This is a genomic window from Bacillus sp. FSL K6-1003 (assembly GCF_037964945.1).
GTDB classification, from domain to species: Bacteria; Bacillota; Bacilli; order Bacillales; family Bacillaceae; genus Bacillus; species Bacillus mojavensis.
In genome coordinates, this window is the sequence record NZ_CP150176.1 from 3,689,822 (window position 1) to 3,701,792 (window position 11,971).

An 11,971-nucleotide genomic window follows, 5' to 3' on the forward strand; every position below is an offset into this window, starting at 1 on the left:
TAAAACACTCCTTCTCTCTCTATTGTGCGGTATATCCTCCGTCTGCGGTGATGGCGCTTCCGGTCATATAGCTTGATAAATCAGAGGCTAAAAACAGCATCACGTTTGCTATTTCTTCAGGTTTTCCGAGTTTTAGCATCGGATTCACCTTCGCCTTTTCTTTCTTGATTTCTTCAAGTGTGCCTTCATTATTTTCAATAAAGGATTTCTCATTTAACGGCGTATCGATAATTCCCGGACATACACAGTTAACGCGGATTTGATGTTTGGCGTAATCAACAGCCATTGACCTTGTCAGCTGCAACACGCCGCCTTTGCTAGCGTTATATGCCGGGATATCAGGCCATGCCACGACTCCGCCGACAGAGCACGTATTAATGATATTGCCCTTGCCGGCAGCCAGCATATGCTTGAGTGCGTGCTTGCTCATTAAAAACATGCCCGTCAGATTGACTTGGAGCACCTTATTCCAATCGCTCAGCTCCATCTCATGAATAGGCGCGACGATTTCGATTCCCGCATTATTAATTAAAATGTCTAATCCTCCGAATGTATCGATTGCCGATTGAACAGCGTGCTGGCAGGCCGCTTCGTCCGTGATGTCTGTTTGCACAAAGTGCAGCCGGTCATGATTTTCTTGCCGGACCATCGCTTCTCCCTGTGCTGCATCAATATCCGCCACAATCACATTTGCCTGCTGGTTCAAAAAAGCTTGAACCGCGGCATAGCCGATGCCTGATGCACCTCCTGTTATGAGGACGGTTTTATTGATGAGGTTCATTATGATTCATCCGCCTTTACCTTTTTCGTCTTTGATCTGTTATAGCGCGGCGGAAAGAAGATGTTAATGGATTGAGATTCTTTTTCAGAACGGTTGATGGCGCCATGGTCTTCACGAGGTTCGCAGAAATAGGCAGTGCCGAATGTCATATCCACTGTGCAGCCTTCAACGGTCATATCATATCCGCCGCCGATGCAGATGCCGATTTGTTCATTGCGATGTTTATGGAAAGGCATTTCGCCGCCGTTTCCAGGAATCTTGGCCAGCATAATTTCTACCCAATCCTCAACAAAGAACGTGACTTCCATTCCGGGCATTAAATCTCTTGTTTTAAAAATATTCAAAAAATAATCTTCAGGACTTGTATATGTTTCATCAGCTTTATACCGTTTAATATCAATGGCAATGACTTCTTGGTCTGTTTCATTTCTTGCTCCATGAGGCACATGCGGCGGCGCGATATATGCCGATTCCAAGGCTGTCATTTTTTTTGTGACATCTCCGACAGTCATGGATAGCTCGCCTGAAACGACCATGCCGATTTGGACTTCCTGATGCTGATGCGGTTCAACATTAGTATGCGGCGGAACGTAAGACATTAGCACTTCAGTATCGCCGCGGACGGTGGAATACTGTCTCACTCCGTTCTCCCACTCTATTAATTTTGGTGTCGGGAAATAAATCTCCTTCAAATCTTGTTCAGTTTTCATACTCAACGTCTCCTTTTCCGAATAATGACCAGCTCATAGGAATGCTTTTAAAGGTCTTAACAAATTTGAGCCCGTATTTTTGCCTTGCCAGTTCATTGGTTAAAGCAATGTCTGAAAGACCTTCTTTTACTTTTTTTGCTGCGGCGCTAGTTGAATTGACCAGCTCAAACTTAACGTCTTTGCGGGTAAAATATTTTATTAAATTGATAGGTGATGGATGTGAAACAATAACAGATGTGTCAAGCATGTCGTCGCTGAATGTGAAATCAGGACGGACTGCCAGGCCGTACATCGGTGTATCGCACCTGAAGATTTGCAAAAGCTGCAAATCCGGCCTCATGTAGAAATGCTTAATGCCGTCGTAAGCATGTGGAACGATGGTATATTCCAGCGGGCTTTGAAGAGTCCTTTCGATGCATGATTCAAATGTATCATGCAAAGATAATTTACTGTTTAGCCCCTGGAGAAGAGTAAAATTGGAGATGAAATGTTTTGCTGCGTACTCACTGCTTGTCCCTTCTGGGCCGAGCGTGTTGACTGTAATCAGTTTTGATATTGAATAAGCTTTGTTTTTTGTCTGAATGCTATTATCCAATATAATCATGAGCACCAACCAATCTTTTAAATTTTAAGTAAATTTTATCCAGCGGAGATAAGACTGTCAACATTATTTGGAAATATTGATAAATATCCCTATACAAACGAAAAAACCCTAAAAATAGGGTTTTATACATCGCTTATTTATAGGAATTTAGAAGCTTTGTTTATTGATATAATGAATGATCCGCTTTCTGATCATGAATGCCGTACTTTCTGTAGGCAAAAATACTGAGTCCCAATCCCAGTACTGTAATGCCTGCACATATGAACCCGACAGCTGTATAACCATATTCCACGTATACCGGTCCCATCAAAGCAGAACCCAACGTCACGGCAAGATTCGAGGCGAGGCTGTAAAACGCCATAATTTTCCCGCGATGACGCTCTGAGCAATCACTCAAAATGGTGCTGAGCAGTGTCACCGTCAAGCTCTGCATTAATCCCCAGATAAATAGACTGATGATGAGCAGAGGCATTGATGCAGGCGCATACGCGATACAAGCCAGCAGAACGCTGATGACCGCCAGCGCAATGACCAGAGAGCGCATTTTTCCAATACGGTCGGCAATCTTACCAGTAATGACGCTCATGGAAAATCCGATGCCATAAATCATGATAAATAAGCCGGCAGCCGTATTGCCTCCAGCAAAAACGTCCTGAAGGTAAGAGCCTAAAAACGAATACATACCGTAAAAGCCAATCATATTGCAAAAGGTGATTATGATATAAACGGGAACACGCGGCACTTTAAGCGCGTCTCGAAATGTCCCCGCCGGCTCCTCTTTTTCCTCCAGGCTGTTGTTTTTATTATCGTTATGGCGGCGCATTTCAAATAGGATGAGCAAAACAACAAGCGCACCCATCAAGGCGAAAATCCAGAACGTCCATCTCCAATGTAAGACGCCGCCTATAAATGATCCGATCGGCACACCGAAAATCAGTGCAAGCGACCAGCTTGATACGATCAGTCCCATCACTTTGCCTCGATATGTATACGGGACACGATCCCCGACAACTGCGTAAGCGGTTGGGACAAATGCACCTGCTGCCAATCCTGAAAGCGCCCGGCCTAAAAAGAAGAAAAAGATATTTTGCGCCAAAGCGCATATCACGGTTCCTATAATAAAGATCACAAGTCCCAACATTAAACTCAGTTCTCTCGAGTATTTATCCCCTAAAGGAACCAGCAGCGGGGCACCGATAAAAATCATAATCCCATATATACTGATAGATAGCGCAAGCACGCTGACATCTGAGTTGAAGGCATCTGCTAAATCAGGCAGCAGCGGTGAAATGACAAGCTCTTCAGATCCAGCCGCAAATACGCCCATTGTTAAAGCCAACGCAAGAAATAGCGGAAAATGATGTTTTGATTTGCTGTGATTGTTTTGTTTACTCTTCATTCTCCCTTAACACCTCTTCCGGAATCTTTTAAATATAAAGTTGAATTATAGTTTAGCATCCTTTATTTACAATTTACAATTCGAACGAAAATGAATTTCTTTTTATTATTTACATTCGAATATGAATAAGAGATTTATTGTTTCAATTTTAAAATAAAATCAAAACATATCCTGGGATATGCTATAGTAATAGGATCATTTGTTAAGGTGGGTCATGTGATGAATCAAGGTTATTCAACAGCCGCGCGTTTCAGGCTCGGCATGGTATTCATTCTCGGCACGCTGGCGTCATTCGGGCCGCTGTCTCTTGATATGTATTTGCCTGCTCTTCCCCAAGTCGCTGCCGACCTGCATACGACCGCGTCACTCGCACAGCTGAGCTTAACGTTCTGTCTGCTCGGGCTTGCGCTCGGACAGATTATCGTCGGACCGCTTAGTGATATGAATGGGCGCCGGAAACCGCTGATCATATCAATGGTGCTTTATACACTCTCTTCCTTATTATGCGCGTTTAGCCCTTCTGTCGCGTTTTTAATTATCATGAGGTTTATCCAGGGCTTTACCGGAGCGGCGGGGATTGTCATCGCCCGCGCCACTGCCCGCGATATGTACTCAGGCAAAGACCTGACCGCTTTTTTCTCATTGTTAATGCTCGTAAACGGAGCAGCGCCAATTTTAGCCCCGATTACGGGAGGATTCATCCTTCAATTTACTGACTGGTCAACCGTGTTTATCGTGCTGGCCGGGATCGGGTGTCTTATTTTTGTCGCGGTTCTTACCGCATTGCCTGAATCACTGCCTCCTGAAAAACGGACAAAGGGCGGACTCCGGGAGACGCTGACCACATTTCGGCACTTGCTTGCTGACCGGGTGTTTATGGGTTTTGCTTTCAGCCAGGCCTTTATCATGACCGGCATGTTTGCTTATATTTCCGGTTCGCCATTTGTCCTGCAAAACATATACGGTGTGTCGGCCCAGATGTTCAGCATGCTGTTTGCCATCAACGGGGCGGGCATTATTGCGGCTACACAGATGACAGGGCGACTGGCCAAAAATGTTGATGAGCGCAAGCTGTTCATCTCTGGTCTATTGATCTCCATCATTGGAAGCGCCGCACTTCTTTTGTCGCTCACTTTTGACCTCGGGCTGTTCGCTGTCTGCGCATCTTTATTTATTATCGTCTCCAGTGTCGGTATCGTCACAACGACAGGTTTTACGCTAGCGATGCAAAAGCAGGAAAAAGGGGCGGGCAGCGCCGCGGCGCTCCTTGGGCTTCTGCCCTTTATCGGAGGGGCCATTGCCGCTCCGCTCGTCGGTGTTGCCGGGGAAGAAAGCGCGTGGCCGATGGCGCTGAGTATATCTGGCTTTGATGTGCTCGCGATATTGTCCTATGTGTTTCTTGTCAGACGTAACGCATAAAAAGCTCTCCGGCCTCCCGGAGAGCTTTTTCTATTGCGCTTCTGTTTGCTCTTTTTTCAGCGGTTCTTTTTGTAAGCGTTTCTTGATGCTCAGATGATAGTACGCATAGCAGAAAATAATGAGTGGTACACCGCAGTACAAGCCGATTCTTTGATCTGGGATGAAAATAAGGCTTATCAATATGCATCCGTATAATACAAATCCAAGAATCGGCACCAACGGATAAAGAGGTGTTCTGAATTCCAGGTCGTTCACGTTCCCGCCTTCAGCGAGGAACCGCCTGCGAAAGAAAAATTGCGAGGCGCAAATGGACATCCACGCGACAACTGTCACCATGCCTGAGATAGATATACACCATAAATACACGGTTTCTGCAGCCATGACACTAGTCAGCAGCGAACAGCCGGAAATCCCAATCGTAATCATCAGGGCATTAATCGGCACCCCTTTTTTGGTCAGTCTGGTTAAAAGAGCCGGGCCCATTTTGTTTGTTGAAAGCGACCACATCATGCGCGAGGCTGCATATAAACCAGAATTGGCAACAGATAAAATCGCCGTTAATATGACAAAGTTCATCATATCAGCCGCAAACGGGATGCCGATTTGATCAAGCACCGCTACAAACGGACTTTCAATCACCCCCGCTGTTTCGTACGGAAGAATGGCGACCAAGACGAACATGGCCAGCACAAAGAAAAACAGCGTTCGCCAGATGACATTTCGAATGGACTTCGGCAGTGTCTTTTCCGGACTTTCACTCTCCCCTGCCGCAATTCCGACCAGCTCCGTCCCCTGAAATGAGAAATTGACCATAACCAGCGTAAACATAACAGCCAGCACACCATTTGGAAACAGTCCTTTATCGGTCATGAAATGAGATAGAAAAGGCGTTTCCTGGCCGCCTTTAAAATCAATCAAGCCAAACACAGCGCACCCGCCGATCACGATAAATAATATGATCGCTGTCACTTTGATGCTCGAAAACCAAAATTCCATTTCCGCAAAGCTTCTGACTGACAGCACATTAATTAAAAAGATGATGATACCGAAAACGAGGCACCATATCCAGATTGGCACGGAGGGCAGCCATCTTTGCATCAAAATGCCCGCTGACGTTAGCTCCAAGCCGACTGTATTCGCCCAGCTGAACCAATACAGCCAGCCGATCATAAAACCTGTCGACGGCCCCAAAAACTTTGCAGCATAAGCTTGAAACGATCCGGCGACCGGCATGGCAACAGCCAGCTCCCCTAAACAAAGCATGACTAGATACATTAAAAACCCGCCAATCATATAGGCAACAATCGCTCCGAGCGGCCCCGCCTGGCTGATCGTAAAGCCGGAACCTAAAAACAGCCCGGTGCCGATGACGCCGCCCAAGGCAATCATAAACAAATGCCGGCTTTTCATACTGCGCTGCAATTCATTTTTATGATCCTGCATCATCCTTCTCCCTTCGGCTCTTTTGTGCTGATATTCATCCGATAGCTTTGCAAAAGGTGAACAGTGGTCTGCTGTATCAGATCAGGCAATATATGAAATGTGTACGGCTTGTATACTCTTTCAGTCCATTTATGTCCATCTTTGCCGTATACCCCCATGTTAATGGAAGGAATGTTCAGTTTCCGTATGTCTTTGAACGGAATGGTTCCAATCATCTCCCACCCCGGGAAGTTTCTGATAAAGGAATCAATTTCGTCATCGGTTTCGTGCAGCGACAAAAAGCTGCCGTCTGCCAAGTAAGGGAAAAACTTTTTGAAAACAAAGGTTTCACCTGTCGTTTTGGCGGTTTTGTCCACCGCTTCTTTGATCACATGCTGCAATAGCTGGTCTCTTGTGCTTTCTTCTTTTAAATAGTTATGCGGTAAATAAGGAGGAGCATAAAACAGAATGACTTTTGCGCCCTGATCGGGATCAAGTTTTTGGAGTTCTTCAATTGCATTAAAACATCTCATGCGCAGTTCAAGATGCTCATTGGCTTTGAATGCTTGCTCTATACACTGCTCAGGATCGATACCGCGGCTTCTTAGCTTTTCCATGTACTGATCCAGACTGAAGACTTGAATATCCCAAGACAAATGTCTCTTTGGAAGATTTGTTCGCTTTAGATATTCTTCATAATAATCAGATAATTTTTGTTTTGTGATCCGGCACGCCTCCTCAGCGACTTGGGTAAGCTGGTCCATGACTTCCTTTGCTGTTTTTTCATATATAAAATAATTAAAATACAAATAGCTGCTGACGGCGGTTTGGACGTTATAGGATTCCTTGTTATCACGCTGGTACAAGCAGGATGGGGGCAGAACCAATTCGCCTTCAATCTTTTCTGCTAAATGAATATTGTTGTGGATGTGGCTTGTGATTTCAGAAGAAATGAGATTTGGATCGATGCCAGCAAGCGTATCTCCGACATGCACTTCCCGGCCTGATATATAAAAGCAAGGCAGCAGCTTTCCCGCGGCTCCGGTGTAAATATATCTTGTTGAATCACCATCGTATAGCGGCGTAATGAAATCGGTATTAATAGCAGCCAGATACTGAATCTGTTTCTCCTTTTTTAATCGGTTCAGCTCAGAAATACTGGCGAGAATACCGGCATGCTGACTTTCTTCATCCGGATTTGCCATAAATAATAGATTTCCCGGCAATGCTTCGCGGTTCTCTGAAAAGTGCAGGAGATTGGACAAATGCACCGCGATGCCGCTTTGCATGTCGACAGAGCCTCTGCCGAACATCCACTCACCCGACTTGGCGTCCCGCTGAACGTCTTCATCAAAAGCATAGCTGGAGAAATACTCAGCCAATTTTTCAGAATCAAAAGCGATATCCTTTAGCGGTCCAAAATCTTCAATTCCCACTGTATCCAAGTGGGCGTGATAAATGACGGTATTTCGGCTTTCCCCGCTGCCTTTCACAAACGCAAACATATTTTTCCGGTTGTACGGGTCGTTAGGTATAGCCTGCTCCCATACATGGCAAGGATGTTCCTGAAAATAAGGATAGCTCATGATGACTTCTTTGATAAAATCAGCTTTCGTCCCTTCCCCGATGGTGCCATTCACACTGCTGAGGCTGACCAGAGACTTTGTCAGTGCCTCGATCCGTTCAGCCGGCATCATGTGACTGATTTTTGTATAGAGCATACATCATCCCCCTCATCCCAAAATGTAAATAGTGCGATCTAAACACAATCGCACTATTTCCGTTTTCTCAATTAATACGCTTCGGATGTTGTTTTCGCCTGCATATGAAGAATTAAATAATCCGGACCTCCTGCTTTTGAGTCTGTTCCAGACATATTAAATCCGCCGAATGGCTGATAGCCGACAATAGCTCCGGTACAGCCTCTGTTAAAGTATAAGTTTCCGACATGAAAATCCTCGCGAGCCCGCTCAATGTGCGCACGGTTTTTTGTCAGCAGAGCGCCTGTCAGTCCGTATTCTGTGTTATTTGCAATCTCAAGCATGTGGTCAAAATCACGCGCTTTGCAGATGGCAGCAACAGGCCCGAAGATTTCTTCCTGCATGAGGCGTGCATGTTCATCAACATCTGCAAAGATCGTCGGCTGAATAAAGTAGCCTTTTGAATCATCACCTTCTCCGCCGGTCAAAAGCTTGCCTTCAGACTTGCCGATTTCAATATAGCGCATGACCTTATTATAGGATGCTTCATGAATGACAGGTCCCATATACGTATCAGGATCTTCCGGACTTCCGACTGTCAGCGTTTTGGTCAGCGCAACTGCTTTTTCTACGACTTCATCATAGACATCCTGATGAATCACTGCACGGGAGCCCGCTGAACATTTTTGCCCTGAGTACCCGAATGCGGAGTAAACGATAGAAGAGGCAGCAAGATCCAAATCAGCATCTTTGTCGACAAGCACTGTATCTTTCCCGCCCATTTCAGCAATCACGCGTTTCAGCCATTTTTGGCCCGGCTGCACTTTTGCGGCACGCTCATAAATTCGGCAGCCGACAGCACGGGAGCCTGTAAATGATACAAATCTTGTTTTAGGGTGTTCAACTAAGAAATCACCAATTTCGGCTCCATCTCCCGGAATGTAATTGAGAACGCCGTTTGGCAAACCCGCTTCCTCCATCACCTCGACAAATTTAGCAGCCACGACTGGCGCAGCATCTGCCGGCTTCAGCAGAATTGTATTCCCCGTGACAATCGCAGCCGCAGCCGTTCCTGCCATAATGGCGAGCGGGAAATTAAATGGCGAAATGACAATGCCGACGCCAAGCGCTTCATAATGATATTGATTATGCTCGCCTGCCCGGCTCTTTACCGGAGCCCCGTCCTTCAGCTTTACGATTTGGCGCGCGTAGTATTCCAAAAAATCTATTGCTTCCGCTGTGTCAGCATCTGCTTCCTTCCAAGGTTTTCCCGCTTCCTTTACGAGATAGCTTGAAAATTCATGCTTTCTTCCGCGTAAAATAGCCGCAGCTTTAAAAAGGATATTCGCGCGATGCTCCGGTCTTTGTTTTTTCCACGATTCAAATGCCTGTAACGCCGATTGCATCGCTTTTTCAGCAAGCTCTTGATTAGCCGTTGAGGCGTAGCCGATCACTTCTTCCTTATTGGCCGGATTAATCGAAACAATTTTGCGATCCGTTTCGATCTTTTCTCCATTAATGACAAGCGGATAATGCTTGCCGAGCTGAGTATTTACAAAGGCCAATGATTCTTGAAAGGCTGTTTTATGCTTCGCTTCCTTAAAATCAGTAAATGGTTCGTGCGCATATGAAACGGTCATATGTAGTCCCCCTCGTTATGTAATATGTCTTCTCATAAAGATAAAAGCAAGATTCGTACCAGTGCTTCGCCTTTTCACAAAAAAACTTGCAGAATCGCAGAGAAATTTGTCAGAAATCTAAACATATTGCCTTTCTGTGAATAGAAAGTGCAAAATCACTTTGCGATTTTCATCCATACGCAAACAAAAAAAGCAAAATGTTTTTGCGGAAGAAGGGAGGTATTATCCCCACCTAAACCCACCCGCGGAATTGAGACGCCTCTGCAGACTTTCTGATGCCCGTCATGTAAGCCGCCAAGCGCATATCGACTTTGTGTGTGGCCGCAGTCTGATAAATCGTTTCAAATGAATTGACCATCACGTTTCTCAGCTTTTCCGCAACCTCTTCTTCTGCCCAATAATACCCTTGGTTGTTTTGAACCCATTCAAAATAAGAAACCGTTACACCGCCTGCACTCGCCAGTATATCGGGCACCAGGAGTACCCCTTTTTCATTCAAAATCTTTGTCGCGTCGATTGTCGTCGGCCCGTTAGCCGCTTCGACCACAATTGAGGCCTTAATGTTATGGGCATTTTTGGCTGTGATTTGATTTGAAATAGCCGCAGGCACTAAAATATCGCATTCTTGTTCGAGCAGCTCTTCATTTGTAATGACATCTGTAAATAAATTGGTGACCATTCCGAAACTGTCCCGCTTATCGAGCAAATAAGGAATATCGAGGCCATCCGGGTTGTACAGACCGCCGTGGGCATCCGAAATACCGATAACCTTTGCGCCGGCATCATGCATAAATTTAGCCAGAAAACTGCCGGCGTTCCCAAAACCCTGTATGACGATGCGCGCGTTTTGCAGCTTGATTCCTTTTTTCTTAACGGCTTCTTCTATACAAATGGTTACGCCTTGTGCTGTTGCTGTTTCCCGGCCCTGTGATCCGCCTAAAACGAGCGGTTTTCCTGTGATAAAACCCGGAGAATCGAATTCCCGAAGCCGGCTGTATTCATCCATCATCCACGCCATAATTTGCGAATTGGTGTACACATCGGGAGCGGGAATATCCTTTGTGGGGCCGACTAACTGGCTGATGGCGCGGACATACCCCCGGCTCAGCCGTTCCAATTCTCCAAATGACATCGTCCGCGGATCACAAATAATGCCGCCCTTTCCGCCGCCGTATGGCAAATTCGTGATGCCGCATTTGAGCGTCATCCAAATCGATAATGCCTTTACTTCCTCTTCATTCACTTCGGGATGAAAACGCACGCCCCCTTTTGTCGGGCCGACCGCGTCATTGTGCTGTGAACGATAGCCCGTAAACACTTTCACGCTGCCGTTATCCATTTTCACCGGAATTCGTACAGTGAGCATTCTCATCGGCTCTTTCATTAATTCATACATTCCGCTCGGATAGCCCAGTTTCCGCAGGGCTTCCTTTATGATCGCTTGCGTAGACAGAAATAAATTGAGAGCTTCTTTTTCTTCATCCTTTGTAATTTGTTTTTCTGACATGTTTTTCACCTCATCATTATTTTATCTTCAGGAAAATGTAAGCGCTTTTAAAAACTGAAATAGATCAATTCCTTTCTTCACTGGGTTCACCCTTATCTACATGCAAGAATCGTACCAGTTTTTAAAACATGCAAAAAAGAGGCTGATACCACATCAGCCCCTGATCATTTCTATTCCTATTAACGAGGGTCAATCACCAGCTGCGTTTCAGCATTTAAACTGCCGATTCCCAAACCGTTTACTACATCGCCTTTAATCGTGTAAGTGCCTGCGCGCGGAAGCGTTTTGCGCACCATCACGAGATCAAATTCGGTTGCGCCTAACAAATCAAGCGTAAGCGGGAGTCTGACCGTTTTTCCATCGTTTAAAATCTGTGTTTCTTTCAGTGTTCTTCCATTTACAGAATCTCTTGTTGTCGCGTGGAATCCGTCAGGAAATTGAAACTCAACTGCTCCCAGAGAAAGCACTGCGTTTGGTTTATAAGTCACTTCAATATCTGAAGTTGTCCATTCTTTTGTACTGTTTATCGTTTTTGCCTCAATTGTTGCAGACTGCGCATGAGCTTGGCCTGAAGGAAGCAAGATTGATAGCAAGACAGCTGAACTGATGAAAAATGAAGATACGAATGAAGTTCTTTTTAACATGACAATTTCCCCCTCAAATCACTGTTGAATTTGGCCAGAGCGTCCTCTGCAGAAAAAGCATTTAACCCGTAATTCGCGAATTACCAATTCTTTTTCTTAAAAATTAATCTATCACCAATTTCCATGGAAGTAAATGCTTTTTTAG

10 protein-coding genes are annotated in these 11,971 nt (G+C 45.3%); 1 reads left to right on the forward strand and 9 read right to left on the reverse strand.

Annotation, left to right across the window (positions count from 1 at the left end):
* Nucleotides 1-19: 19 nt before the first annotated feature.
* The 4 genes from bacC to NSU16_RS18835 form a co-directional block, all read right to left on the reverse strand.
* On the reverse strand, nucleotides 20-781 hold the full coding sequence (gene bacC / locus NSU16_RS18820; protein ID WP_339191717.1) for a dihydroanticapsin 7-dehydrogenase: 762 nt from the start codon (nucleotides 779-781) through the stop codon (nucleotides 20-22).
* Nucleotides 781-1,491, reverse strand: a complete 711-nt coding sequence (locus NSU16_RS18825) for a cupin domain-containing protein (protein WP_268448066.1) — start codon at nucleotides 1,489-1,491, stop codon at nucleotides 781-783. Before NSU16_RS18825 ends, bacC begins: the two co-directional genes overlap by 1 nt.
* Nucleotides 1,481-2,095, reverse strand: a complete 615-nt coding sequence (locus NSU16_RS18830; protein WP_010332314.1) for a bacilysin biosynthesis protein BacA — start codon at nucleotides 2,093-2,095, stop codon at nucleotides 1,481-1,483. Before NSU16_RS18830 ends, NSU16_RS18825 begins: the two co-directional genes overlap by 11 nt.
* A gap of 160 nt (nucleotides 2,096-2,255) precedes the next feature.
* Nucleotides 2,256-3,494 carry an MFS transporter gene (locus tag NSU16_RS18835; protein ID WP_286059333.1) on the reverse strand — a complete coding sequence of 413 codons (1,239 nt, stop codon included), beginning with the start codon at nucleotides 3,492-3,494 and terminating at the stop codon, nucleotides 2,256-2,258.
* A 219-nt stretch (nucleotides 3,495-3,713) separates the two neighbouring features.
* Here NSU16_RS18835 and NSU16_RS18840 point away from each other — a divergent pair, with 219 nt between their 5' ends.
* Nucleotides 3,714-4,913, forward strand: a complete 1,200-nt coding sequence (locus NSU16_RS18840; protein WP_339191718.1) for a multidrug effflux MFS transporter — start codon at nucleotides 3,714-3,716, stop codon at nucleotides 4,911-4,913.
* A 30-nt stretch (nucleotides 4,914-4,943) separates the two neighbouring features.
* Here the strand turns inward: NSU16_RS18840 and NSU16_RS18845 are convergent, their stop codons facing one another.
* The 5 genes from NSU16_RS18845 to bslB all read right to left on the reverse strand — a co-directional run bounded on the left by NSU16_RS18845 (nucleotide 4,944) and on the right by bslB (nucleotide 11,826).
* The gene (locus tag NSU16_RS18845) at nucleotides 4,944-6,356 is read right to left on the reverse strand and encodes an amino acid permease (RefSeq protein ID WP_339192726.1); all 1,413 of its coding nucleotides are present in this window, start codon (nucleotides 6,354-6,356) and stop codon (nucleotides 4,944-4,946) included.
* Nucleotides 6,356-8,056, reverse strand: coding sequence for a M20/M25/M40 family metallo-hydrolase (locus tag NSU16_RS18850; protein WP_339191719.1), 1,701 nt, complete (start codon nucleotides 8,054-8,056; stop codon nucleotides 6,356-6,358). The genes NSU16_RS18845 and NSU16_RS18850 overlap by 1 nt, the downstream gene beginning before the upstream one ends.
* Nucleotides 8,057-8,127: 71 nt before the next feature.
* Entirely contained in the window at nucleotides 8,128-9,675 is a 1,548-nt protein-coding gene (pruA, locus tag NSU16_RS18855) for an L-glutamate gamma-semialdehyde dehydrogenase (protein WP_268471594.1), read from the reverse strand.
* Between the two features lie 232 nt (nucleotides 9,676-9,907).
* On the reverse strand, nucleotides 9,908-11,182 hold the full coding sequence (rocG, locus tag NSU16_RS18860) for a glutamate dehydrogenase (RefSeq protein ID WP_010332320.1): 1,275 nt from the start codon (nucleotides 11,180-11,182) through the stop codon (nucleotides 9,908-9,910).
* Nucleotides 11,183-11,361: 179 nt separating this feature from the next.
* Nucleotides 11,362-11,826, reverse strand: coding sequence for a biofilm surface layer hydrophobin BslB (gene bslB / locus NSU16_RS18865; protein WP_010332321.1), 465 nt, complete (start codon nucleotides 11,824-11,826; stop codon nucleotides 11,362-11,364).
* Nucleotides 11,827-11,971: the final 145 nt, after the last annotated feature.